We start from the raw sequence: 26,445 nt of genomic DNA on the forward strand, positions 1-26,445 counted from the left end.
TCTTGCAAAATCGTGCAATCTTCACTTCCGCCATTCTTGCAAAATCGTGCATAAAACGCTTGGAGTTCCTTTATATAGAGGAAAGTGGGCGTGGAAAATGCAAGAATGTGATTTTATGGTGTTTCTTGTGTAAAGATTTGGTCGGAATCGAAAGATTTTGTATCTTTGGCGAGAAGTTTACTTTATCTTAATATACGCCCAATGATCAGACGAGAAACAATTGTCCGATACTATACGGAAAATACAATTGCCAAGCTGCCTTACAGCCTTTTTGTGCCTTTATCTTTCCGACGGAAAGAGAGACCACGCTTGATAGTAAGCGTCTTAATCATCTTGTTTCTGTTTGTTTCCTGTGGAAAGAAATCTGTCGGCTTTACACCCGAAGAGCGGCGTGCAGCCGACAGTATTGTAAGTACAGTACACTCGGTAGACTCGCTTGCTCTGCTGCAAAAACGCTTGGAAGCTGAGGGCAATCGCCTCGGCAGTATCGCCGCTCTTCGGGAATGGGGTAAAGCTTTGCGCAATGAGAGTAGATTCGATGAGTCGTTGCGTGTACATGGAGAAGGATTGAAACAAGCCGAATCATTAGGCGATACGCTCGAATGGGTGCAGGCACTCAATTATATCGGTACAGACTATCGTAGGCTCGGTGTACTCGACGCTGCACAAGAATATCACTACCGTGCGTTGAAACTCTGCGAAGCGTGTACAGACACCTCTTTCACGGCAAAGAAAAACCGGGTGAAGTCTCTCAACGGATTGGGCAATATCTATCTGACATTAGGTAATTACGAGCGTGCCGACAGTGCGTTCCGTCTGGCTCTTGCAGGGGAAAGAGCATTGGGTAGTGCTGTAGGGCAGGCCATCAATTACGCCAACCTTGGTTCGATTTTCAAGCATCGCCGGCAGAACGATTCGGCCTGGGTGTATTACCGTCGTTCGATGGAACTTAATCAAAAGGCCGGCAATGATATAGGTATTGCGCTCTGCCATACATATTATGGTTTGCTCTATGAGGAGGCGCAGCAATACGACAAGGCTTATGCCGAATATCGAACGGCTTATGGGTTGATGGAAGTCTCGAAAGATGAGTGGCACGCTTTGGAGTCGCTGATTGCATTAGCCCATATCGATTATGTAACAGGCAATGAGACGCGTGCGCTTGACAATCTGCATCAGGCAGAAGCTACGGCAAGGAAAATCAAGTCGAAGGAGCACCTTGCCGATATTTATGCCCTTTATTATCGCATTTATGAGAAGCAGGGCGATTATCGTCGTGCTTTGGCGAATCATGTACAGGCATCGGCATTGCAAGACAGTGTGGCGGGTGCAGAAAAGATGAACCGGATACAGAACGTGAGTCTGAATATTGAGCACTGGCAGCAGGCAGAGCGGATGAGTCAGGCACGGCAAGAATTAGAATCGGAACGCACGGCGAAACTCGGCATTCTCTATACGGGAATTCTGTTGGTTCTATTGTTGCTGCTCACCGTGGCTTTCCTGTTTTATTCGGGTCGGATGAAACGACGAAATCACTTGCTGTTGAAAAAGATGAGTACCCTACGTGAAAACTTCTTCACCAATATCACCCACGAGTTTCGTACACCGATTAGTGTGATACTTGGTCTGAGTCGTGATATCGCCCAAGATACCGAAACACCTGAATCGGTACGTAAGCGGGCGTTTACCATCGAGCGGCAGGGCAACAGTCTGCTCACACTCATCAATCAGCTTTTGGATATATCAAAGGTGAAGTCGGCCGTAGGGAATCCCGATTTGCGTTGCGGTGACATTGCCGTACAGGTAGGAATGATAGTGGAGAGTTATCGCGATTATGCCCACAGCCGTGGCATCGATTTGCAGTTTATCTCGAAAGGCGACACCGTGATGGATTTCGTGCCCGACTATGTGAATAAGGTGCTGAACAATCTGATCTCCAACGCTTTGAAGTTCACGCCACAATACGGCAAAGTGAGCCTCAGCGTATGGCGCGAAGGTGAACGTGTACTGCTCGATATAGCCGATACGGGCAAAGGTATTCCGGCAGAAAGTCTCGCCCACGTCTTCGAACCATTTTATCAGGCCGAAAGCGAAGCGGCCCATCTCGGCACAGGTGTGGGATTGGCTTTGGTAAAGCAGATTGTTGATGCGGTGGGCGGTACTATTGAGATCGAAAGTACATTGGGTAAGGGCACGACATTTCATCTCTCCATTCCCGTCCGTCATGGTAAAAACATTCATGCTGCTGTCGGAACAGAAGAAGCTGTGAACACACCTCTGTTGCCCGAATGTCCCGTCACACCGAATGACAGCGAAGCAGAAGACAATGACAGTCAAAGGTTGCTCATTATCGAAGATAACAGCGATGTGGCTGCCTATATCGGTTCACAGTTGGCCGACCGTTACGCCATCTATTATGCATCGGATGGCCGTGGGGGATTGGAAAAAGCAAAGGAGCTCGTGCCCGATCTCATCATTACCGACTTAATGATGCCGGGTATGGACGGGTTGGAAGTGTGCCGGCGGGTGCGTGGCAACGAGATTATCAACCACGTGCCTATTATCATTGTTACGGCGAAAATTAGTGAAGAAGACCGCGTCAGAGGGTTGGAAGCCGGGGCCGACGCCTATCTTACCAAACCGTTTAGCAGCCAAGAATTACGTATGCGTGTGGAGAAGCTGGTGGAACAGCGCCGACTGCTACGGGAAAAATATTCGCAGGGAACGGAGAATAAGGAAGAAAATACATTACAAGATGTCGCCGATCACCGCTTCCTACTAGCCGTGACAGACCATATCTATCTTCTGCTGAACGCCGGGAAAAATGTGGACGTTACGCAGATTGCATCGAAGATGTGTATGAGCAATAGCCAGTTTTATCGCAAGATGACGGCTCTGACCGGCTATACGCCTACAACTTTCATCCAATACATCAAGATCAGGAAAGCGAGACAGCTACTTGACAAGAATCCCCAGATGAATTTCAAGGAAGTGTCTGAACTGAGCGGTTTCTCCGACTATTCCACTTTCGTTCGCGCATTTAAGAACATTTGCGGTGTCAAGCCTACGGAATATGTGAAAGAAACGGAATAAAAAGGCACTGCTTTCTACATCGACAAAAGTTGTTCGTCTTCTACATCACAATGCGTGAAACCCATTTCGCGGGCACGCTCCGTACTCATTGCGTAATATACGAGATCAGCTTCTACACAGACTTCACCCCTGCTGTTTTCTATCGTGGCTGCAATCGACACGAGATTACGTTTTTGTCCGGTGACATGAGCACGTACGGTGAGCTGCGAATCATCTGATTGCAGAGGATGGTTGTAATGCACATCGAGGCGTGTAGTCATTCCTGTGGTCTGCAACTTACGCGTAACCACCCAACCGGCTGTCTCGTCGACCAGCGTAGCCAAGATGCCGCCGTGCATCGTTCCCACCCAACCTTGGTAATGAGTTTGCGGATGCCAGAACGAGATCACATCGTCGCCGTCTTCAAAAAACTCCATTTTCAGGCCAATAGGATTGTCCGGTGCGCATCCGAAACAGTCATATCCCTCTTTATGCAACCAAGGATTCTTAATCTTTCTCATTGCTCTTCCAAATCAAGTAACGCCACAAAGATACTGATAAAATATGAGATTTCTCGCAGATAATCAGTAATTTTGTACCTATGAAAGTGATTGTTTCAAAAGAAATAGAGGCTGTTTGCCCTGGATTCGTAGGTGCGGCAGTTGAGGCAGAGGTTGTTAATTCACCTTATTCGGCAGCTCTTTGGACCGAGATCGACGCTTGGGGCGCACGTTATCGGTCAATGTTGACCACAGAAACGCTGAAAGATCTCAGTGCTGTTGCAGCCACGCGGCAGGTCTATCGGGCGTGCGGTAAAGACCCGTCGCGTTATCGTCCGTCGGCAGAAGCGCTTATTCGGCGACTCTTGCAAGGGAAGAATCTCTATCAAATCAATACGTTGGTGGATGTGATCAATTTGGCCAGCATTGTCTATGGATACAGCATCGGCGGTTTCGACGCCGATAAAATCGTCGGCAATGAATTGACCTTGGGTGTTGGTAAGGCCAAAGAACCTTACGAAGGAATCGGTCGAGGCCCTATCAATATAGAGGGATTACCCGTTTATCGAGACCGAGTGGGCGGTATCGGAACACCTACCAGTGACAACGAACGGACTAAAATCAGCCTTAAAACGCGTCGTCTTTTGATAGTGATCAACGGTTATGACGGCGATGAGGAGCGTGTTTGTGCCAATGTTGGGTTTATCAGGAATTTGCTGAAAACCTATTGTCAGAGTACGGACGATAACTTCACGCTTTTCCGTTTCTCTTAAATACCTTCATTCTTCAACTTTTCTAAGTTTGTGAGTATCAATCCTTCATCCTATTTGTAATAGACTGAAAACCAGCCGCATACAAGATGCCTTGCAATTTGCGGTTAAACGTGCTGCGATTAATCATTACTTGCACGATGAAAAGCCGTTAATCAGTGTCCGATTAACGGCTTTTCGTAGGCGTGTTAGTCCTATAAGGAAAAATTAACAGCTAAAAGTTGTTTTTCTTCATTAAATTGTTTATATTCGCAACATCATTTTCGTTTGAATTAATATGAATGAAACCTTTGATACTCCGCCTGATCATTCAGGCCTCCCAAGATAATGATTGGGAGGGTGAATGTGGCAGTTTGCCGAGAAAACTTATATAAATAATGACTTAAAAAACGACGACAATGAAACGGAAATTTATCTTATGGTCCTGTGTCTTGCTTCTGATGGGCACGTGGATGGGGTGTGACAAGAATAAGGATGACACGCCTGTACAGCCGGAAATGGAAATGATCAGTGGTTACTGGGAATTGATGAAAGCTCACAGAGGATTCGGCCGGATAGAAGAGTATCATTCCCAAGAGGTAGTCTACATCTTTGATGTAAAGGGAAACCTTGAAGTCAAGAATACACAGGGACGGGCTCCATTCTTGAAAGATGGAAATTACAACTATGCTTTTATCCCTGAGCACAAAGGTTACATACGTATCGGCAATGGAGCTCATGGTTATTCTCTCACCCGCAACCGGTTGGAAATATTCGATGATGTAGCAGCTGATGGCCCTCTTTATGAATTTCAGAGAATCATTAATTTCTAATAATTCAGAGCAATGAAAACGAAATTACTTATATTATGTTTTTTATCAATGTGTGTAAACAAGATGTTTTCACAGAGTTTTTTTAACGGAATCTTATTCAAATAATCTTGACATTTATTGATTTACGGTCTTTTGTCGTCTTTTTGCTTTCATTTCTCTTTTCTTTCAACTCATTTTGGCTACATATTTTTTTCTTGGAGCGTCTATTTTTATTTGAAGAAGTGTAAAAAGCAGATATTTTTTCGTATTTTTGCGACATAAAAATATCAGACAATGGCTATTGTAATAGGAATTGATGTAGGCATCAGTACGACCAAGATCGTGGGAATTCGTGAAGATGGGATTGTGGTATCGCCCATCCGTATCAAGGCAACCGACCCCGTGACATCGCTTTACGGTGCTTTCGGAAAGTATCTTCACGACAATAATATTCGGTTGGAAAATGTAGAGCAGGTGATGCTGACAGGGGTGGGCAGTGCCTATATCGACTCACCTATTTATGGTTTGCCCACGGGAAAGGCTGAGGAATTTATCGCTGATGGCTTGGGGGCACGTTATGAGTCGGCACTCGACCGAATGATTGTGGTGAGTATGGGCACGGGAACTTCACTTGTTCAATGCGATGGTGACCATATCGAGCATATCGGCGGTATTGGAATTGGCGGCGGAACACTGCAAGGTTTGGCGCGGATTATGCTTAAAACGGATGATATCAAGCAGATCTCGATGCTGGCGCAAGAGGGAGACATCTCGAATATCAACGTTCTGATCGGAGATATCAGTGCTCATCCGTTGCCCGGACTGCCGATGTCGGCCACGGCATCTCTGTTCGGTAATGCTAACAGCGATGCCTCTCGTGAAGACATTGCGCTGGGAATCATCTGTATGGTTTTGCAGGCTATCGGCAGCAGTACGATTCTTTCGTCGTTGGGTAGCGGCATTCGCGACTTCGTGCTGATAGGAAATCTCACGTTGCTTCCGCAATGTATGGAGGTTTTCCCGGCAATGGAGCAACTCTATGACGTGCATTTCAGCATACCCAAATATAGCGAGTTCTGCACTGCAATAGGGGCAGCGCTCTGTTATATCAATAAGAGAGAATGAGTCGGTGAGATCAACTCGTTCACTTGTTTACTCACCAACTCATTCACTTGTTTATTTTTTCACTTATGTAAAGATTAGCCCAAGAAGTGCATTTTCCCTACAAAGAAGAGTAGGGTGTATCCTAATGCCATACTGATGATACCTACTAAAAGTCCGATTTTCAGCATATCGTTCTGCTTTACCAAGCCGGTGGAGTAGGCTATGGCATTCGGCGGCGTGGAGATCGGCAGACACATCGCGCTGGATGCAGCCAAAGCAATGCCGATAATAATAGTAGAGGTGCCTCCGATGGCATTGAGCCTGTCGCCCATTCCGGTACATACTACGGCCAGAATTGGCACAAGCAGAGCAGCCGTAGCTGTATTTGAAATGAAATTCGACAGGAAATAACAAATCAATCCTGAGATGATCAGAATCACGAGCGGCGACCATTGTCCGAAAGGAATACTGGCAATGGCGGCGTCTGCAAGTCCTGATCCGTTCATCCCGAGGCCGAGTGCGAAACCGCCTGCCACCATCCAAATAACGCTCCAATCGATAGATTGTAAATCCTTACCGTTGATTACGCCCGTGATGGCGAAGACACCGATGGGTATCAATGCGACATTGTTGGCGTCGACACCTGTAAAAATGTCAAGCAACCACATCAGAATGGTAACGATAAACGTACCGGCTACAACCCACATACGCCATCCGTGGTGCACATTACCCGTTATTTCCAATTCGATCGTTTTCTTGGAAAAGGGAAAGAGTTTTTTAAGTACCACCCAACTGATGACCAACAATGTGATAGCAAGCGGGAACATAAATGCCATCCATTGTCCGAAGCTGATGCCGAGATTTAGTCCCTCGGGATTATTCAGCGCCTGCAAAGCAATTGCATTGGGTGGGGTTCCGATAGGAGTGGCCATTCCTCCAATATTGGCAGCAATGGGAATAGAAAGCGTCAAGGCAATGCGCCCCTTTCCGTTTGCAGGCAATGCGGCAAAGACTGGTGTTAGGAAAGTGAGCATCATTGCTGCCGTGGCAGTATTGCTGACGAACATTGAAAAGATGCCCGTGATGAGCAGGAAACCCAATAAAACGCTCTCACTCCTTTTGCCGAAAGGTTTGATGAGATTCTTGGCCAGCAAAACATCTAAACCCGATTTGGTGGCAGCAATTGCAAGAATAAATCCGCCGAGGAAAAGCATAATGACTGGATTGGCGAATGTAGCCATAATATCTTTCGAACTGAGCAATTTTCCGAAAGTACTGCTCTCTTCTCCTTTGAAGATTGATATGCTGTTATCGGATATTGTAAGGCACATCAGGGTAATGATACCTAATGATGTTGCCCACGAGGGGATAGCTTCGGTCAGCCACGACAGTGTGGCGAATACGAAAACCGCAATAACTCGCTGCTGAATGACAGTGAGTCCGTCAATACCGAAGCACGATTGTGGCAGATTCCATACAATAGCCGTGATAACGGCAATTACAATCAACTCAATGACTTTCTTACTTTCGATGTGGTTGGTCAGTACATTTGATTTTTCTTCTGACATAGTTTTGATCGTTTAACTAAAAGATTCAATGGGCACAAAGATAGTACTTTTCGCCGAAAAGCGGACTCATTGTAAGCAAAAATATTTGTATTTTAGTCAAGAAAGGTATTTTTTTTCGTACCTTTGTGGTGTGATCGGTTCATCATCAGTGATTAAAAAGGAATCAGGTGTAAATCCTGAACAGTCCCGCTGCTGTAAGCTGTCCTTTATCAAAGTACGAACAAAGATGCCACTGATTCTTTTCGGGAAGGCGTTCGTGTTCGGGCAGCAAAGTTAGAAGATCTGCCCATCGCGTGTGATTTCCCACAACTTGAGGAAAGAACGGGAAAATGTTAATAATTCATTCTGTAGAATAAAAGAGACGGACAGATGAGATTCAGGTTTCATATTCTGTTCTTATTGCTGTTGGTAGGGTTTCCTACTTACGGTCAGCAGATAGATACATTGCATGCGTATATGCTTGACAGTGTAGAGATTTCGGCTGCCAAAGCAGATAATCTGATTAAGTCAACAGTTCCGGTACAAGCATTGAGCAATGAGAAAATGCTGCAATTAGGCATTCAAGGGATTGCAGATGCTTTATTGCATATTGCGGGGATCACGGTTAGAGATTACGGAGGAGCCGGTGGTATGAAAACTGTGTCGGTAAGGGGAATAGGCAGTCGACATACAGGTGTGATTTATGACGGTGTGACTTTGAGCGATTGTCAAACGGGAGAGATAGATCTTTCGCGTTATGCCCTTGATTATGTATCGAATCTCTCACTGACGATCGGCGACGGTGATGATATTTTCATTCCGGCACGTAATGTGACCGCTGCGGCCAATGTGAGCTTTCGAACATTTCAGCCTCCTGCCGGCGATCGCTCTGCACATCTTCGAACACAGATAGCCTTGGGCTCTTGGGGGACGGTGAATCCGTCTTTTGGTATCGGCAAGCGTTTCAGTCGACAATTCGCTTGTGTTGCAATGGCCGAATATACTTATTCAAACAATAATTATCCTTTTACGCTTTATAATGTAGATTTAGTTACACGCGAACGCCGGAACAACAGTCGGATGAACGCCGGACACATAGAGACCAACGCCGTTTATGATTTCAATGATCGTCATTCGCTCTTCGGTAAAATATATTATTACGACAACGACAGGCAATTGCCGGGCATTGTGCATTACTATACCGATGAAAACAATGAGACATTGCGTGAACGTAACGCTTTCGTTCAGTTGCAATACCGCGGCAGATTCGGTAACCACTGGTCGTTGCTAATGACAGGTAAATTCAATTGGGCTATGTCCGACTATCACAACGGACAGCCTGGCGGAGGCGTTATCAGTGCGCAGTACTGGCAAAGAGAAAGTTATGGCTCGACCGCATTGCTTTATACACCCGTTCGTTGGTTAGCCGTTGACTATTCGATAGATTACGTTTGGCAGAATTTAAACAGTAGCCTGTCTGTTGCCGAACGTCCGTTCAGACATTCTCTTTTGCAGAGCCTTTCGTCTAAGATGACACTCGGACGTGTCACCGCGATAGCTCGATTGCTTGGTTCTGCTTATTTCAATGGGGCTAAAGGTGGAAAATCAGGACAGGATGAGTGCCGATTATCACCCTCGATAAGCCTTTCTTATCGATTGATACCGCACCAGGAATTTTACCTCAGAGCCTTTTGGAAAAGCATCTTTCGTATTCCCACGTTCAACGAACTTTATTATTATCACATCGGAAGTACCGATTTGAAGCCCGAGAAGGCCGAGCAGTTCAATCTCGGCATAACTTATGCTACGCCCGACAGGCAGCTTTCTTGGTTTGTGCGGCTTACGCTCGATGTCTATGTGAATAATGTGAAAGACAAAATTATTGCTATTCCGTTCAATATGTTCGTATGGAGGATGATGAATATGGCGAAGGTCAGAGCTTACGGGACGGATGTGACGGTAGATATCAAACGGCGAATCGCTATGCGCCAATCGATCGGTCTCACGGCTAATTATTCGTGGCAACGGGCTGAGAATCGCATTAATCCGGAGTCGGAATATTACAAGAACCAGATTGCCTACACACCCGTACATTCTTTTTCAGTTACATTGACGTGGCTAAACCCGTGGGCCAATTGGGCCGTTTCAATGGATGGGCAGAGCGAACGATGGGCGACGAGGGAACATAGCACGGGAACTTCTATTGCCGGATATACAGAAATGGATGTCAATGTCTATCGATCGTTCTCCTTAGGCAAGGGTATTTTGACGGCAAGGGTAGGCATGATGAATGCCACGGACAAGCAATACAGCATTGTGGCCCATTATCCGATGCCAGGCCGTTCGTGGCGAGTTGCGGTAAAGTATGAATTTTAGGATAGATGAAAGATAAAGGATTATGCAAGTTTGAGATAAGCATCTTCTTAGACGAGGTATCGCCCGGCTTACCCCGCGGGTGGTATGCAAAGACACCCTATGAGTGGGGTAAAAAGCATTGTCTGATGATATCTGTTATACCCTTTCGGAATTCACTCGCAAAATACCAGCTTATCTCGAACTGGCGTAAGGATCGATACCTACAAACTTATAAACTCACAAACTCAAAATAATCAAGTATGAAGAAGTATGTATTAAATTTCTTGTGGCTGTTTATAGCCCTCTCGGTAATCACGTCTTGTAGCGATGATGATAATAAGGGTAGGAGAGAACCGGTAACAGTAACCGACGGTGTGTTCGTTTTGAATCAAGGCAATTTCTATTCTAAGATCGACGGTTCGCTCGATTATCTGAACTATTCTACGAACATCATAACTCGCGATGCGTTTAAAAGAATGAATGGTCGTTCGTTAGGTGGAACACCCAATGATGCTGTTATTGTGGGTGGAAAGATGTATGTGGCAGTAGCTGATGAAAACCGGGTGGAGATATTGGATGTAAAGACGCTGAAAGCAGCGACTCCCGTTAGAATCAAGTCGCCCCGAGCTCTTGTCGCCGACAATCGTTTCGTCTATGTGACGAGCTACGCCGGTACGGTGTCTAAAATTGATGCATCTACCGGGAAAATTGTTGCGACATCGGTCAAGATAGGTGCCAATCTTGAAGGTATTACCATTTTGAACGGTCGACTCTATGTGTGCAATGCCTATAATCCCGATTATACCTATAATACCAATGTTGTCAAACTCAGTGCTTCTGACCTGTCTAAACAGACGGACATTACCGTTGCGGCTAATCCGAACCGGATATTGAACGACGGAACTAATGTCTATGTCATCAGTTGGGGTAATTATAAGGATGTGTCACCCTGCTTGCAGAAGATTGATCCGACCGACAAGGTGACAAAATTAGCCGATGGAGCTACTTATATGGCATATCGGCAGGGAAAGATCTATCTCGTGAGCAACGCCTTTTCCAAACCGACTTACACGGTATATGACTTGGCTAAGTCGACCACCTCTACGTTTACAGAAGGAAAAGAGTTATTCACACCTTACGCTATCGGTGTAGATCCCGTTACAGGCAAAGTATTTATCACCTCTTACAGCAAGGATCCCGATACTGGAAAGACCAGTTATACCACCGACGGATATATCGTAGAATATGCTCCTACGGGTGCTTCTCTTGGTAAATTCTCGGTTGGTATAGGTCCTGGGACCTTACTCTTTGCATCTCACGAGGAGTAACAGATGCGCCTAACGTTTTGTTTTCTCTTATGGGCAGTGGCATTGCTGTCATCGTGCGGCAGTCGGAAAATCGACCGACCAAGCGGTGATGGCGATACCATTCGCTTTACATATGCTTCTCAGATCGCAGCTGTCAGGTATAAAGACTATACGGTCGTTACCCTGAAAAATCCATGGCGGGCGGGTCAAGTGTTGCATACCTACGTCTTGGTGAACAGAGCCGATTCGGCTCGTGTAAAGAATTTGCCCCACGGAACGGTAGTATATATCCCCGTACAGCATAGTGTTGTGTTTACGACAGCGCATTGTCAATTGTTGGAATATCTGCATTCGGGCGATGCCATCGTGGGTGTTTGCGACTTGAAGTACATCCTGATACCGACAATTCGGCAGCGAGTGGAAAATAGAAAGATTATCGATTGCGGCGAGGGAATGACACCCGCAATAGAGAAGATCATCGACTTGCATCCACAGGCTTTGTTAGTCTCTCCCTTTGAGAATAGTGGTGGCTTCGGAAAGTTGGATAAGCTCGATATTCCGATTATTGAGTGTGCCGATTATATGGAAACTTCTTCCTTGGGAAGAGCCGAATGGATGAAGTTCTACGGATTGCTTTATGGGTGTGAGCAGCGTGCAGACTCGCTGTTTGCAGTCGTAGAAAGCAATTATAATCGTTTGAAAGCCATAGCTCGGAAGATGTCGCTCGGGCGTTCGGTGCTGCTTGAACGTAAGACTGGAAGCGTGTGGTATTGTCCCGGTGGACAGAGCACGATCGGCCGTATGATTGCCGATGCTAATGCCCGTTACGTCTTTTCGGCCGACACACACAGCGGATCGTTGGCTCTACCGTTTGAAACCGTGCTCGACAAAGCGGGAGATTCGGATGTCTGGCTCATCAAAACATTCGGCGAGAAGATGTCGTCTAAGAAAGATCTGTTGGCTGAGTATCAAGGATACAGTGCACTGAAAGCCTTTAAAACGGAGCAGATCTTTGTCTGTAATACCGCAGAGCGACCTTATTTTGAAGAGACGCCATTCCGCCCCGATTATTTGTTAGAAGAGTTGATCGGCATTCTCCACACAACCGATTCTCATTCTTACCAGAAAGGCAGGGGCTATTTTTCGCAAATCGGCGGTTTGTAATTTTGTTTCGCCATTGTACGAATTACGCCGATTCTCCGTCAAGACGTGAGTTTTGGATAAAATAAGTGCTTATATTAGGGGGCTCTCTTGACAAGTATACGACCAGTGCCCCACTACTCGTATAGGAGTGCCCCACAGGTATACGACTTGTCGTCTCATCCTTCCGTATCTTACGTCAATTCGGGATAAGAAAATACCCCAAAAGCAACTCTATCATTTATCTGCGAATGGAAAGAGAAGATTTTTTTGTGAGAAAGCGGCTCAATCCATCAGAAAATAAAGGAAAAGAAATATTCTCAAGACGACAAGGAAGCGTTAATAATAAGATATATTTTCTCTCTTTCTATCGTAAAATGCAAATAAACATAAACGAATTTCTTCTTTCCATTGGGAAGTGTAAATATATTTAAATTCATTTGCTGTTTCCGATGGAATTAGAAGAAAAACAAAGATTTATGAACAATTCCAGATGGAAACAGAGAAAAAAAAGTATTTTTTCGATCGGTTTCCGCAGATCGAGAATCGAAAAACGAAAAAGTTTGTTCCGCCGGCAGGAAAACAACTTTCCTCTTTCCGCATTCTCTCAAATACTGCTTTCCCCGTTTTACTGTTTTTCCCAGGTGTTCGTCCCATATATTTTAGGCGATTACTTACTTTCTTTATAATTCCGGAAAGACATTCTTAGCATTATGCACGATCCATGCCAACACTCTCACAAAGTAAGTATGCCAGTTAGAGACCTCAAAGTTATAAACTTTCCTCGGCTTATACGAGAACTTTATATCTTTTATTTCGACATCTTCCTTGTTTCTGCTCTTTATCCGGTCGCCTGTTTGCAGATCAGCGGTATCTTTCCAATCGTTTTCTGTAAGGAAAGGATGCTTGTTGGCAATAAGGCATCTCTGTATCTTGATATGCGTGTTGTGGGTCGGGAGGAAGAACGCAGGAGCGGCTTCCTTGTCGCACATCATTAGAACATTCCTGACGATATATTCCAACTGATCTGCCATAACTCTCTCTTAAACGATGTCAGTATCACTGGAAGATATGATCACACTTAAGAGAGTCGGCTTTCTCGCCGATGAGGTGTACAGTGTCAGAGGCTTTCCCAGCCACGCAGCACTGTCTTTCAAGTCGTGCACATACCGGTTGGCGCCTGTTTCTATGTCTATGACCAGCTCGAAGCAGTGGTGTGTATTGAGACTCTGTTTAAGTTTGAAGGACTTGAAAGCAAAAAGCCGACGGCCATCGATGCTGACGGAAGTCTTTTTGTCTATTAATTCTCCCATATATTTTATATTTATTAATAATCATATTAAGAAGCAAATTGACAAGATTTGTGAGGAAAGAGAAAGAAGATACAAAGCCTTGTCTGTTTCGATTTCAAAAATAGATAAAAACAGCTATAAGGATGATAGAGTAAAAATGATGAAATATAGAAGAAATTAATACTGTGAGCTTCTTTAGTGGATTCCATAAGTAAATGCTCATTAGTAAGCAAGATACTTCCCAAGTAACAGTTAATCGCAACACAACTGACGGTTAAATACTGTGCATTGTTTTATCGTTTTCTTTCAAAGTTAGATAAAAGAGTCCTATTGATAATGAAATTCGTAAAAGGAATGTTTAAATTGTTTTTTATACGTCTGTTTTGAAAATATATAAAAACAGAAAGGAAAAGCAGGGGTATTTTTACGATCGGGAAGGTATGCGTTGATTAATTTATATACTTTATTGTTTTTAATTGGCTATTTGTAATAAACGAGAAGTATATGAGGAGACGACAGGAAGTCTTATACTTCTCGTTGTCTCCTCGTATACTTCTCACGATAGGGTCCCGATAAGATAGCAGATCCTGAAAGGTGGGTGGAACGATCGCCCGGGAAATCCCACAGATCAGTGCTATGATTTGTGTACTTTATTTCACTACATACTTTTTCTTTCCTACGACATAAATGCCTTTATCAAGGTCTTGCAGGGGAGCTACTGGATTGGCATCGTGGCGCACGAGGCGCCCGTCAATCGTGTAAACTTTCATTGCTTTTCTTTTATCGTCTGTCCCTATGGTACGAGAAATCCCTGTTGTTGTACCTTTTACAGTGCCTTTCCATCCATCTAAACTATAATAACCGCCATTGACAAAAGTAAGGTTCGTCGTCTGTGGGTTACCATTGTTGCTGAATATGATACCTTCATTGGAAGCGATGGAGTTGATGGAAGCTTCATTCCAAGTCCATTTCCATACGGCTTTTCCTTCCGTGGTCGTTCCCACTTTGGTACAGGCCGTTCCCGGCCACTTACCGCCCGTGTAGTTGTGGGTTTTATCCCAACGCCAGCAGAAGACAGTATTTGTCCAATTGGAAGGCGCCTCAAAGAAAGCACAGGTCTCTCCTTCGTTGACTTTACAAAAATCGGGAGCAGTGAATGGCGGTGTATCTTCTTGAATGTCATTAATGGTCGAGATATCCACATTCTCACTCACATAGTACTTGAAATTCTCTCCCTCTACCGCAAGTTTATAACCGGCTAAATCGATACCTGTCGTAGTACCGAGCAGCAACAAAGTTTTGCCTATTGTACCCTGCACGTTAAGAATAAAACCATCGGCTTGTGCCATAGCGTTGAGAATGGTACTTTGATTGTTCAACCCCACGACTTTGCGTGCCGTGATGAGCTTCTTGATAATTGTTTTATGTGCCTTCCAATGACTCAGAAACACGCACGGTGTACCCGGCATTGCCAGAATATAAGCGTTGGCAGCAGTAACATTGGCATAGAGGGGTGCCCCGCCGCTTTCGGAAGATCTACCTGTATCGTGGTTGTCTACGAATGTGACGGAATATCGACTGTATGCTGCATCGTTGGTCAGGCTGCTTTCGGCAAGTCTGTTCCATTTTCCATTACCCAGTGCATCATTGATTGCATATTTCATCGGGAAATCGAATGCTGCACTTTGGATTACATTATCATATTTGGTTCCGTTAATCCAATTCTTGACTTTCGCCACGTCACCGTCCCAATATTCACCGACCGAATAAGCGGCGCCGACCGTATGATTATAAAGCCCTGTATATTGAGGTGCATAACCTTTCACAAAATCATAACGATAACCGATATAACCGAGATTCTCGTGCAAGTATTTCAGATAATTGATAACGTTTTTCTGCACATTGGTCCCTGTATGATCAAGATCGCGTGCACCGCTCCATCCTTCACCGGTATCTTTATTGGGTCCGACAATTTTTCCGTTTTGAGCAGCCTCGTCGTCAGAACAAATATCGACAGGTGTGAGTTGCCAACTTACGCCGTTCACCTTTTCTGTGGGAAAATCTGTCCAGTCGCTGGCACCGTTCCGATGATTGATCACCACATCCTCGATAAACCCCGTACCTTTTGTTTTGAACGTTTGGATCATTTTTCGCAGTGCAGCTTCAGTTCCGAATGCACTCTTATGATCGTACCAGTAAACGGGATGATACCCCATATTTTTTGTTAAAGAGCCAGCATAAGCAGAATTAGGCACCCAAATCAGATTGAAATACTGTGACAACTCATTGGCCTGCAACTCGAGTTTCGTCCATTGCGTGTCATCGTAACTGTCCCAATAAAAACCTTGCAACATTACACCGCCGTAATTGGCAGGCCATCCCTGTGCAAATACGCATACAGATGAGGTAAGCATCGCAAATAAAATTGTAAGAAACTGTTTCATAAATAAATGGCGTTTGATTTTCGCTACTAAATTAGCCATTACTTTGTGAATAACGAACCTTGATGCAGATCAATATACAGGATTCGGTGTGTAAACGATTGCACGCGTATCCGAATTAGTAAGATTCGATATGAAAGCAATCATGTGGTCGAGTATTTGTCTCGATTATCGGTATATAATAGATAATTAATGTTAACTGCTGTTTGTTTTTTTCTCTTTTATACGTTTTATAAACGAACAGCAAACCAATGACGCAAAACGAGTTTGAACATATCGCCAAAACAATCCGTGCGCAAGCGGTGAATGTAAGTCAATGTTGCGGTGCCGATTCGGTCGGAGCCGAAGATATCGCACAAGATACGATGCTGAAACTTTGGATGATACACGACACGCTTTCGGGACAAAAGGAGATGAGGGCATTAGCCGTTACAATTGCCAAGCGATTGACCATCGACAGTCATCGACGACAACACACGGAGCCGATCGATCCGACATACACTGTAATAGATGATTGTCAGCCAGCACCGGACATAGCCTTGGAAGCGAATGAAGATCAAGAATGGTTACGTTGTCGGCTTGACCGACTGCCTGCTACGGAGTTACAGATTCTGCGGATGCGGCAGGTTGAGTTACGAACGAATGACGAGATTGCTGCTATCTTGGGAATTGAACCGACATCGGTGTGTACGATGCTTTCACGTGCTCGCCACCGTTTGTTAGACGATATTAAGAAAAGAATGAAAGGGGAAAGTAAATGAAGACAGACGAAGATATTAAGATACAGATAGATCGGTTTATGGCTGGTGAAACTTCTATCGAAGACGAGGCTCGATTGGCAGAATATTTCCGTACGAATATAGTAAAAGAAGAATTACGACCCTATCAGGAGATGTTTGCCTATTTCGATCGCGGGATGCAGGAGCCGCATACTCACCGCCGACGCGTGCGCCCCTATTTGCTCTCAGTGGCTGCTGCAATTCTTGTCCTACTATTGCTGTTGATATGGCCTAAGGCACAACCGAATCAGAAGATCGTGCAACAAATACCGTCCGAAATGGTAAATCCCGTTGAAATAAGCAATAAGTCGACTCCTGACAAGGCCGTACGTAGTACGCTGCAAGGCGAATCTGTGCGGTCCGTTTATCGCCGATCGCATTATACCATTCGGTCTTCGCGTAAATTGATGGCAATCAATCCTGTTCGGACGAACGAGATGAATGCTGCAACAGAACAATTGATAGAGGAGAAAATGAGCAGTATCGAAGCAGGACAAGAATATATATTACAGCTGATTTCAGCCTTGGCTGATACTCAAAATCAAGACTTGGAACTGATAGTGGCGAGTATGTCGGCCAACAAAAACGAAGATGTTTACTAAAAGATACGGATATGAAAAGATTAATGACACTGACACTGATGATTGCACTGCTGCTGATACCTATTGGCATAGCAGCCCAGAAGAATGTCGTAAAAGCAATCGATCACTTTGTCTCAAATAAAAGTTATGCACAGTATATCACGCCGTCTGTCTCACGAGAGAACGACTCGCGGACTGGCAACCCAATAGCCTATTGCTATCATTATACGTTTGAGATACCGCGCAGCAAACAGAAAGCCTTGGCTGATCTCCGCGCAGCCTTTTACGAGGATATGCCCCAAGCCTATTCTACACTCGTCAAAATGTCCGGAAATACGGGAGGCGAGCGGATGCGCGTTTCTTATGGTGCGAGATTAGAGAAGAGCGTGCTGTTTGGCACGAGGCAAGCGAATAATTATCTTGTAATGGCCGTTGCCGACCCTACCGATTCGTTGCACCGTTTTGTCTATGCATTGGTGTGGAATGAAAACAAAGCAACAGATAAATTCACTGGTTCTATCTATAAGATTTATAGCAAAAATCCGCGAATGAAAACTAATCGGCAGTCAGTATTTGACAATTTTACAATCGATTTTAATGCCGATGAATATCGTGCAGTATTCGACTCATTGGGGAATCTCTATCGCGACTTGCCCAAGAATCTTGATGAGAAAGCACGGATGTGGATGATTCTTTCAGACAAGATTTGGCCGAAGAACCTGTCAAAATATCGTTTAAACAGGGTTTTCTCGTTCGTAGAAGACTCCGTGAAGACCGACCTTGATTTCCTTCATCGTTTTACGTCTCTGCGCACTGCTTATAAGATGTATACCGACAAAGGTAATCTGTCTCTCAAAACAGGGATTGTCAATAAACTGCTCCGCCTGTGTAAAGAGCATGGTTATCTGCTTTCGCCCCATCTGCGTGAGGTTTGTATTGCAGAGTTGCGGAATATGCAGTCGAGTTCCAAGGATAAATTTTTGATCGGATTATTAGACGATGCTATATTAAAACTTAAATAATAAGATAAGATTTGATGTTTTCGATTAGGGAAGGTGGGCAGTGATGTTCGCCTTTTTCTATTGTGTTTAAGTGAGTTCGACGATTTTATCAGCACTGTGTGGTGTTGTACTTCAGATGTTGAAAATATCAGCATTTAGATGCAAGAAGTCGGTAGGTGTAAAGTGAAATAAATAAAAGCAAAGGTGATGAAAATAATTGTAGGAAAATGGTCGAATATCGTAAAATAGTGGTATCTTAGCACAGAAATAGAAGGGGGAGGAGGGTAGAATCGCCTTACTGTCCGTGTAAAAGAAAGGAGACTGAGATGAAAAGATGGATTATTGTTGGTGCATTGGGCTTGTTAGTGTCGGCGTGTACAACATCACGACTTACATATGCAGAAAAGGAAGAGGCGCGTCGAATGTTAGCCCTGCGTGTGTCAGAGGTTCTTGAAAAGCGGCATTTGAGAATCGATGTCGATTATATAATGCCGAAACGAGGAAGCTCGCGCCATTTGAGTTATGGATATTCTTTGGAGGTGCGCGGTGATAGCGTGATTTCGTATTTACCGTATTTCGGTCGGGCTTATCACGTACCTTATGGTGGTGGAAAGGGATTGAATTTCAAAGCTTTACTGTCTAATTATCAGGTAACACGGAGCAAGAAAGATATGACACGTGTTGAATTACGAGTGCAGAATGATGAAGATACCTATGATTATATGATAGATGTGTTCGATAACGGACGTGTATTGTTGGATGTTTCGCCGCAAAATCGTGAGTCGGTCAGTTTTTCCGGTATGTTGAATCTGGACAAGGAGCGTTGAGAGTCGGAGAACTGTTATTGGAATGTCTGTACGTCGTCACGACTGACGCCGGTCGCTATGGAGTCGCCAACAGTTGCAAGACTGTCTGTTACGCTTTATGAATCTCGTTGAGGAGGATTATGGTCGAGCCCCGCTTCTGTACAGTTATTCGAGATTCTATAATGAAAACTTAGCTCCGGAATTTAATGGTTATCTTCTGTTTACTGTGTGTTGCAGTTCTAATTCACCCATTGTGAATGGCGCGGGTAGGCATTATGTCGGCAACATAGCTATCAAGGTGTCGTAGATGGTATTTCTACACCCGTAGATCTGGATGTTTTCGAGAGTGGAACGACGATTTTCGACATTCTGTTTCGATGATGAAAGAAGATAAATAAGGGGTGATATCTTGTTGAGAGATATCACCCCTTATGATGTTCAATGATTTATTTTAGGATTAATTCAATCGGACAATGGTCCGATCCTAATATTTCGGTGTGGATTCGAGCATCCTCCATTCGGTCTTTTAATCGGTCTGAGATCAGGAAATAGTCAATGCGCCATCCCGTATTCTTTTCTCTTGCACGGAAACGGTAAGACCACCACGAATAAGTTATCTGTTCCGGATATTTCGAGCGAAATGTATCGGTAAAACCATTAGTCAGTAATGTTGTCATCTTTTCACGTTCTTCATCCGTGAATCCGGCATTGCGGTGATTGGTCTTCGGATTTTTGAGGTCGATTTCTTCGTGCGCTACATTCATATCTCCACATACGATGACAGGCTTGCGAGCATCTAATTGTAGTAGATAGGTGCGGAAAGCGTCTTCCCAAGTCATTCGATAGTTGAGCCGACGAAGTTCATCTTGCGAGTTGGGGGTATAGACGGTAACGAGAAAGAAGTCATTCATTTCAAGGGTAATGACGCGCCCTTCGTGGTCGTGTTCATCAATGCCGAGTCCGTAAGTGACATTGAGCGGTGGGTGTTTCGTATAAATAGCCGTACCGGAATAGCCTTTTTTATCAGCATAATTCCAATAAGACATATAACCATTGAATTGCAAATCTAATTGACCTGCTTGCATCTTGGTCTCTTGTAAGCAAAAAAAGTCAGCATCAAGGGCTTTGAATGTTTCTTCAAAGCCCTTGTTGACACAGGCCCGCAGGCCATTGACATTCCAGGAAATAAACCTCATTTTATTTCTTACCTTCTACGAGAATGAATGCTCTTCCTTGTGAGTTATCGAACATTGTACCGTCGCTCAGTTTGATTTCTTTCGGTATCAAGAAGAATTGGAGAGCTTTCTTCGGTTTATAATACAGGTTTAAGCTGTTGTAGTTGAGTCCTACGCTTGCCCCTCCCGGTACGAAAGTGGCTGTCAAAGTCTGAGCTGCGCTATTGTGTGTATATGGATAAGAGAGCATCCACGGCTTGCCAGTCCCTAACTTTTGAGGCCATAATATGAAGAAATAAGCATTACCTCCATACAGATTCTTGATATAATTCGACTGAGAATAAAGCCTAATATCGCTGGTGAACTCGGCTGTCAGTTTCTCCAATGCTGTTTTTACCGTTCCGTTGGCAGCGTTTAAAGCAAAGAGTCTGACGGGGAAATCTTTCACTGTAATGATGGAATCCGTACCTACTGTGAAATGAACGACGGCACTGTCTGATTTTATCAGTCGGCCGTTAGGACTTGTGTACAATCTGGCTTTTCCTGTATATGTACCGGCCATTGCGTGGATTTGTGTCGTTTTTTCTGCTGGAGTAAGAGGCACAACAGTTGAGTCGATATCGTTACCGTTGTTACTGATACACGCGTTCAGCGAGAAAGCAGCTGTCACAAGACATGCTGCGGTTAAAAGGTTTTTTGTTAATGCTTTCATTTTTATTTATTATATTAAAATTGTTTATCTGTAAAATGCTGTGTATATCGAAATCTTGCACGAGATATAGTACTTTTTTTATATCTTTTTAGATTCACCTCTCAACAAATTCATAAATTCTTCGCGGGTCTTTGCTTGATTGAAAGCACCGCTGAAATCGCTGGTTGTCGTGATGGCGTTCTGTTTTTCTACACCGCGCATCTGCATACACATATGTTTGGCTTCGATGACGACCATCACGCCCAAGGGGTGCAATGTATTCTCGATACAGTCTTTAATCTGTTGTGTGAGACGCTCTTGCACTTGCAGCCGATGGCTGAAAATATCGACAACTCGCGCTATTTTGCTTAATCCGGTGATGTAACCGTTTGGGATATAGGCAACGTGGGCTTTGCCATAAAAGGGTAGGAGATGATGTTCGCACATCGAAAAGAAGTCGATGTCTTTGACTATCACCATTTGGTTATACTTCTCTTCAAAGAGTGCATCGGTCAGAACCTTATGCGGGTCTTGTGTATATCCGCGCGTTAAAACCTGCATAGCCTTGGCTACTCGTATCGGAGTTTTCTGTAATCCGTCGCGTTCAGGATCTTCTCCAAGCAATTCTAATACGCGCTCGTAATGCGAAGCAAGTTCATCAAGGCCGTCTCTCCATTCTGTTTCTGTATTCATTTCTGAGTTTTTAAGTTTGTAAGTGAGTTTCTAAGTTTATGAGTTTTAATGTTTTGAATTTAGTAAGTTTTAAGTTACAGTGGGTGAAAACTTATAAATTTAAGAACTCGTAAACTCAAATACTAACTCACCGTCACTCTTGCACCGTTATTTTTCCTCGTACCACGATGGACGATTTATAGCCCATTTTTTGTATTTGCAGCAACATTCTACTGGCTTCTTCGTAACTTCGATAGTTACCTACGCGACAGATCCAACGCGGTGAATAGAAGTGAACATAAACGGGTTGGTCGGGAAATCTCATTTTAATAGCATTGCCAATCTGCTGAGCCCGAGTTTTATCCGCCCGTGAATTTCCCCCTGCGAATGCCTGAACCCGGTAGCCGTCAACCTTGTAACTGCTACGCATCACTTTTTTCCGCATATCTACGACGGGAATATCAAACTCGTCATCGTCTTTATTTTCTTTCTTTGTTGTCGTTTCGAGTTTAACGGATTCCTCTTTTTTGATTGAGTCAGGATTGTGATGCTGTGGTTTGATGGGGGATGCCGATTTATTGGCTGCGACTTTCTCTTTAACCGGGATAGATTTGTCTTTTACAAGTGTCGCCTTGACTGGTTGTTTGGTTTGTGGTTTACCGTTAACCAATTCGTCGATTTCCTTGCTCTGGTTAACGGTCATGGTGCCCTGTCCTTTGTCCTTCCGCTGGATGTGTTCAATGAAAGTCTGTGCCTGAACGCATACCGTGGAGCACAGTGCGATCATCAGTGTAGTGACGAATTGTTTCATTTTATCCGGATTCAGTTTATGTGAGCTGTCTCAGGCGAATGGTTTAAGGTGGCAAGATTTGCTTGTCAAACCTTAAACCGATACGCCCTCAACCGTAAGTGATTATTTCTTCCAAGCGTCGATAATTCCTTTGAAGTCGGCTGCTTTCAGTGAGGCACCACCTATCAAACCACCATCGATATCAGGTTTGGAGAACAATTCTGGTGCATTGCTTGCTTTGCAGCTGCCGCCATAAAGAATGGTAGTCTCTTCGGCAACCTCTTTTCCGTATTTTTCTGCAATGACTGAACGCACGAAAGCGTGGATTTCCTCGGCCTGATCTGCCGTTGCAGTCTTACCGGTTCCTATGGCCCAGATAGGTTCGTAAGCAATGATTATATTCTTAAATTCCTCTGCTGACAGATTGAATACACTGCCTTCGAGTTCTGCCTTGCATACTTCATTCTGCTTGTTAGCTTCACGTTCTTCTAAGGTTTCACCGATACAGAAGATCACTTTGAGGTCGTTTTTCAAAGCCAGAAGTACTTTTTCTTTCAGGGTCTCGGGTGTATCATTGTAGTATTGACGGCGTTCCGAGTGACCAAGAATGACATATTGGGCACCGGTACTCTTTACCATCTCTGCCGAAACCTCTCCGGTAAAAGCTCCTTTCTCCTTATCGGCGCAGTTTTCTGCACCCAAATCGATAACATCTTGGTTCAAAACGTCAGCCACAGAAGCCAAATGAATAAACGGTGTGCAGATGATCACGCCGCAGTTAGGCTTTTCTGCTGTCAAGGCTGCATTCAATTCTTTGGCCAAAGCCACACCTTCTTGAAGGTTTAAATTCATCTTCCAGTTACCTGCTACAATTTTCTTTCTCATTTTCTTTTTTCTTTTTAAACGTTGATATATTTTGTTTGAATCTTCTTTTTGTTTCAACCAGCGAGTCCAAGCCCACATCCGGTCGGCTACAGTAAGTAAGAACAGCGGTAGCGCAAACCATAAAAGGATTCTCAATATCTTACTGGGGACGCTGTCGGTAGGTATTTTCCCAATGTCTAACTGCTGTAAAGGAGCATTCAATTCATCGCTTTTAGGCAGATCATTGTGGCTCCATTTGCGAATAATCGTACCGTTTTTGAGTAATACCAAGCCCGGATTACTTCTGATGATTGTCTTTAATGTTGTTTCGTCTGCTGTACAAAAGGGGTATTCAGCGCCTGTAATGTCTTCCCATTTGGTAATTGCTTTCTGCGTGCTTGCCGTCAAGCAATAGAATGGGATATGCTCTTCTTGCGCATATTCGTATACTTGATCGATGGCTCCGAAATTGCTGTCGTCGGCTTGTTCTAAATGAGGTGCAATGAGCAGGAAAGTATATCCTGAATCGGAAAGCACTTCATTGGTAATATCTTGACCGTCACTGAGGCGCTCAATAGTGAAATCGTGAATTGGCGGAACATATCCCGCTTCGGTCTGTACTGTCTTACTATCAACAAATTGCCACGTAGAGTCGGGGTAATCGGCCAATGTAAATACTTTCTCTACACCATTCTTGCGCATCAGAAAGGTTGTTTCAAACTTCGGTTTCGGGGCTCCTGGAGGTATCTTCATTCCAGCTTTGATATTCACCCCGATGCGGTAAGGCCGGAAATCGAACTGCGGTAGCTTGTAAAGGCTGTATCCGGCGGACATCAAAATAAAGATAATCGTGTAGTTGATGATGATCCATTGGTTGCTTTGAGAGATGAATCGCACCATTCTTAACGGCCAGACGGCCACTGTAATGGCACAAATCAACAGTCCAATATTTTTAATCAACGACTCGGTATTGGTCAGCACGATGATTTCTCCGAAACATCCGCAGTCTTTTACAGGGTCGGCTGCGACCAGCCAAACGGTGATAAGTGTCATCACTGACATCAGAACCGCAATTAGCCGAGATGTAAGTCGACGTCGGATTGCGAACAACATCAAGATACCTAATGTGAACTCAACCGCCGATAAACCCACCGAAGTACCCAAAGTTACCCAGTCGGGGATGTAACTGCGCAGGTTCAAGGCTGTGAGATAGTCCTGAATCTTATATTGTGTACCTAAGGGATCGATTGCTTTGACATACCCCGCGAAGATGAATGTTACTGCAATGATCAGTCGGCACAAGTTTACTATAATGCGCTTGACGTTCACACTTCTTGTTCCTGCTCTTTCAATTTGATGGCACCGAATGTTGCATAGTTGACAATGTCCATATAGTTGGCGTCGATTCCCTCTGAAACAAGGGCCTCACCGTTGATGTCTTCCAATTCTTTTATACGTTGGAGTTTGGTCAAAATAAAGTCCGTATAACTGCTGACACGCATTGCTCGCCATGCCTCATCATAGTCGTGGTTCTTCCGAAGCATCAGTTTCAATGCTTCGTTTGCGTACCGATCATAGAGTGTCAGTGCCTCGTCGGGATTAATATCCACCTCATCGGTGAAGCCTTTTGCCAATTGAATCAGCCCCACAATACCGTAGTTGATCAGCGCAATGAACTCCGGGCGAATACCTTCATCTACCATTGCCTCCTTTTTCAACTCCAAAGAACGAATGCGCTTGGCCTTGATGAAAAGTTGATCTGTCAGTGACGAAGGTCTCAGAATACGCCACGATGCACCGTAGTCGTGCAATTTCTTTTCAAAAAGAGCACGACATTCGCCCATCACTGTGGTGAATTGGTCTTCCGTTTTCAACGAATTATCTACCATAAAAGTCTGAAATCTGTGTGCAAATTTACGCATTTCATTTGAGACAACCAAATTAAATGATTTGAGTCATTTGATAATTGAAAATTGAGAATTAATTAATGCGATCTCTGTTTCGTAAATATATAAAATGCAGATGAGTATTAAGGCGGGTCCTGACAGCCGATTCTCAATTCTTAATTTTTAATTCTCAATGTTCCTTTTGTCGTTTATGAATCACGCGCACCGTGCTGCATAGCACGTCGTAGCGTATTTGTAGCGAATCGTGTTTTATTCGCAGGGCAGCCGGATAGACACGGTTGCCATATTGGGCAATCTGCCGTTGTACCGCTTGTAGTGCTGAATCGGTGTGGGCTATGTCGTTTTGCGTTATTTTCAATGACGCTTTCTGCCAGAATTCCAGTGCCTTTTTGCGCGCGTTGATAGCCTTGGGATAGCGCTTGCGGAGAGTTTTAATCGAATCGAGAGCTTGTCGATACTCCTTATTATAATATAGGGTCTCGATGCGGGCGATAGCTTCTGCCGCCCGTTCTTCATCAGTCTGACCGCACGCTATACACAGCGCCACGGTGAAAATCATTACAAGTTTCTTCATAATCAGGGGACAAATCTACAATAAATCGGTGGAAAAATCGAAAGAAACGGGAAGATTAACGTAATTCTTCCATTCATATAAAAGGCTTTCCACAATTAAATTATTCTCTTTTTCTTGCAAGTTTAGAATTTCTTAATTACTTTTGTCGCGGTGGTGGATTCCAAAAGTCTTGTAACACACACACAAGGAATGCTACTTTTACGACAAAATCGTGATAAAAAGTCAATGTCTTTATGGGAAACGATGTATTTATTAGAATTACAGGTCAAGAAACAGTCTCTCCCCT

At 44.2% G+C, this 26,445-nt stretch carries 23 protein-coding genes and 1 riboswitch; of the genes, 11 read left to right on the plus strand and 12 right to left on the minus strand.

The annotated features are described in order from the left end of the window. Positions 1-201: 201 nt before the first annotated feature. Entirely contained in the window at positions 202-3,093 is a 2,892-nt protein-coding gene (locus tag RWY97_RS02775) for a hybrid sensor histidine kinase/response regulator transcription factor (RefSeq protein WP_315565391.1), read from the plus strand. A 14-nt stretch (positions 3,094-3,107) separates the two neighbouring features. Here RWY97_RS02775 and RWY97_RS02780 read toward each other — a convergent pair whose 3' ends face one another. Beyond that, positions 3,108-3,593 (minus strand): PaaI family thioesterase, encoded by a 486-nt coding sequence (locus RWY97_RS02780; RefSeq protein ID WP_021584546.1) that lies wholly within the window; start codon positions 3,591-3,593, stop codon positions 3,108-3,110. A gap of 80 nt (positions 3,594-3,673) precedes the next feature. Between RWY97_RS02780 and RWY97_RS02785 the strand changes: the two genes are divergently transcribed. From RWY97_RS02785 to coaW, 3 genes are all read left to right on the plus strand, one after another. Then, complete coding sequence (locus tag RWY97_RS02785) at positions 3,674-4,345, plus strand: B3/B4 domain-containing protein (protein WP_021584493.1); 672 nt, start codon at positions 3,674-3,676, stop codon at positions 4,343-4,345. 395 nt (positions 4,346-4,740) lie between these two features. Next, a complete protein-coding gene (locus tag RWY97_RS02790) occupies positions 4,741-5,154 on the plus strand; it encodes a hypothetical protein (protein ID WP_148295382.1) in 414 nt (137 codons plus the stop codon). Positions 5,155-5,427: 273 nt separating this feature from the next. Next, entirely contained in the window at positions 5,428-6,258 is an 831-nt protein-coding gene (coaW, locus tag RWY97_RS02795; protein ID WP_024991967.1) for a type II pantothenate kinase, read from the plus strand. A 74-nt stretch (positions 6,259-6,332) separates the two neighbouring features. Here the strand turns inward: coaW and RWY97_RS02800 are convergent, their stop codons facing one another. Continuing rightward, positions 6,333-7,805 carry an SLC13 family permease gene (locus RWY97_RS02800; RefSeq protein ID WP_021584569.1) on the minus strand — a complete coding sequence of 491 codons (1,473 nt, stop codon included), beginning with the start codon at positions 7,803-7,805 and terminating at the stop codon, positions 6,333-6,335. A gap of 118 nt (positions 7,806-7,923) precedes the next feature. Then, positions 7,924-8,109: riboswitch (cobalamin riboswitch) on the plus strand. A gap of 65 nt (positions 8,110-8,174) precedes the next feature. Here RWY97_RS02800 and RWY97_RS02805 point away from each other — a divergent pair. The 3 genes from RWY97_RS02805 to RWY97_RS02815 all read left to right on the plus strand — a co-directional run bounded on the left by RWY97_RS02805 (position 8,175) and on the right by RWY97_RS02815 (position 12,610). Beyond that, entirely contained in the window at positions 8,175-10,160 is a 1,986-nt protein-coding gene (locus RWY97_RS02805; RefSeq protein WP_315565395.1) for a TonB-dependent receptor plug domain-containing protein, read from the plus strand. A 239-nt stretch (positions 10,161-10,399) separates the two neighbouring features. Then, positions 10,400-11,467 carry a YncE family protein gene (locus RWY97_RS02810; RefSeq protein ID WP_315565397.1) on the plus strand — a complete coding sequence of 356 codons (1,068 nt, stop codon included), beginning with the start codon at positions 10,400-10,402 and terminating at the stop codon, positions 11,465-11,467. A gap of 3 nt (positions 11,468-11,470) precedes the next feature. Further along, on the plus strand, positions 11,471-12,610 hold the full coding sequence (locus tag RWY97_RS02815; protein WP_315565399.1) for an ABC transporter substrate-binding protein: 1,140 nt from the start codon (positions 11,471-11,473) through the stop codon (positions 12,608-12,610). Positions 12,611-13,269: 659 nt separating this feature from the next. Here RWY97_RS02815 and RWY97_RS02820 read toward each other — a convergent pair. From RWY97_RS02820 to RWY97_RS02830, 3 genes are all read right to left on the minus strand, one after another. Beyond that, the gene (locus RWY97_RS02820; RefSeq protein ID WP_315565401.1) at positions 13,270-13,620 is read right to left on the minus strand and encodes a polymorphic toxin-type HINT domain-containing protein; all 351 of its coding nucleotides are present in this window, start codon (positions 13,618-13,620) and stop codon (positions 13,270-13,272) included. 9 nt (positions 13,621-13,629) lie between these two features. Then, positions 13,630-13,899, minus strand: a complete 270-nt coding sequence (locus RWY97_RS02825) for a hypothetical protein (protein WP_315565403.1) — start codon at positions 13,897-13,899, stop codon at positions 13,630-13,632. Between the two features lie 629 nt (positions 13,900-14,528). Then, positions 14,529-16,361 carry a starch-binding protein gene (locus RWY97_RS02830; protein ID WP_315565404.1) on the minus strand — a complete coding sequence of 611 codons (1,833 nt, stop codon included), beginning with the start codon at positions 16,359-16,361 and terminating at the stop codon, positions 14,529-14,531. A 209-nt stretch (positions 16,362-16,570) separates the two neighbouring features. Here RWY97_RS02830 and RWY97_RS02835 point away from each other — a divergent pair, with 209 nt between their 5' ends. The 4 genes from RWY97_RS02835 (at position 16,571) to RWY97_RS02850 (ending at position 19,507) form a co-directional block, all read left to right on the plus strand. Next, positions 16,571-17,080, plus strand: a complete 510-nt coding sequence (locus RWY97_RS02835; RefSeq protein ID WP_315565405.1) for an RNA polymerase sigma factor — start codon at positions 16,571-16,573, stop codon at positions 17,078-17,080. Beyond that, positions 17,077-17,700: a PG0215 family putative anti-sigma factor gene (locus RWY97_RS02840; RefSeq protein WP_315565407.1), complete on the plus strand. Its 624-nt coding sequence runs from the start codon at positions 17,077-17,079 to the stop codon at positions 17,698-17,700. The genes RWY97_RS02835 and RWY97_RS02840 overlap by 4 nt, the downstream gene beginning before the upstream one ends. A gap of 11 nt (positions 17,701-17,711) precedes the next feature. Next, entirely contained in the window at positions 17,712-18,701 is a 990-nt protein-coding gene (locus RWY97_RS02845; protein WP_315565408.1) for a hypothetical protein, read from the plus strand. Positions 18,702-19,006: 305 nt separating this feature from the next. Then, positions 19,007-19,507, plus strand: coding sequence for a DUF4251 domain-containing protein (locus tag RWY97_RS02850; protein ID WP_021584590.1), 501 nt, complete (start codon positions 19,007-19,009; stop codon positions 19,505-19,507). A 425-nt stretch (positions 19,508-19,932) separates the two neighbouring features. Here RWY97_RS02850 and RWY97_RS02855 read toward each other — a convergent pair whose 3' ends face one another. The 7 genes from RWY97_RS02855 to RWY97_RS02885 all read right to left on the minus strand — a co-directional run bounded on the left by RWY97_RS02855 (position 19,933) and on the right by RWY97_RS02885 (position 26,159). Then, positions 19,933-20,682 (minus strand): exodeoxyribonuclease III, encoded by a 750-nt coding sequence (locus RWY97_RS02855; RefSeq protein ID WP_021582962.1) that lies wholly within the window; start codon positions 20,680-20,682, stop codon positions 19,933-19,935. Between the two features lies 1 nt (position 20,683). Next, positions 20,684-21,373 (minus strand): DUF4840 domain-containing protein, encoded by a 690-nt coding sequence (locus tag RWY97_RS02860; protein WP_024991791.1) that lies wholly within the window; start codon positions 21,371-21,373, stop codon positions 20,684-20,686. Between the two features lie 78 nt (positions 21,374-21,451). Further along, positions 21,452-22,045 (minus strand): GTP cyclohydrolase I FolE, encoded by a 594-nt coding sequence (gene folE, locus RWY97_RS02865; protein WP_021582944.1) that lies wholly within the window; start codon positions 22,043-22,045, stop codon positions 21,452-21,454. 133 nt (positions 22,046-22,178) lie between these two features. Then, the gene (locus RWY97_RS02870) at positions 22,179-22,835 is read right to left on the minus strand and encodes an SPOR domain-containing protein (protein ID WP_024991792.1); all 657 of its coding nucleotides are present in this window, start codon (positions 22,833-22,835) and stop codon (positions 22,179-22,181) included. A gap of 102 nt (positions 22,836-22,937) precedes the next feature. Continuing rightward, on the minus strand, positions 22,938-25,007 hold the full coding sequence (locus tag RWY97_RS02875) for a BT_3928 family protein (RefSeq protein ID WP_315565413.1): 2,070 nt from the start codon (positions 25,005-25,007) through the stop codon (positions 22,938-22,940). Next, positions 25,004-25,600, minus strand: a complete 597-nt coding sequence (locus tag RWY97_RS02880) for a DUF1599 domain-containing protein (protein ID WP_051305164.1) — start codon at positions 25,598-25,600, stop codon at positions 25,004-25,006. The genes RWY97_RS02875 and RWY97_RS02880 overlap by 4 nt, the downstream gene beginning before the upstream one ends. A 154-nt stretch (positions 25,601-25,754) precedes the next feature. Further along, the gene (locus RWY97_RS02885; RefSeq protein WP_315565416.1) at positions 25,755-26,159 is read right to left on the minus strand and encodes a hypothetical protein; all 405 of its coding nucleotides are present in this window, start codon (positions 26,157-26,159) and stop codon (positions 25,755-25,757) included. Positions 26,160-26,445 lie beyond the last annotated feature (286 nt).

Source organism: Hoylesella pleuritidis (genome assembly GCF_963541955.1).
GTDB lineage: Bacteria > Bacteroidota > Bacteroidia > Bacteroidales > Bacteroidaceae > Prevotella > Prevotella pleuritidis.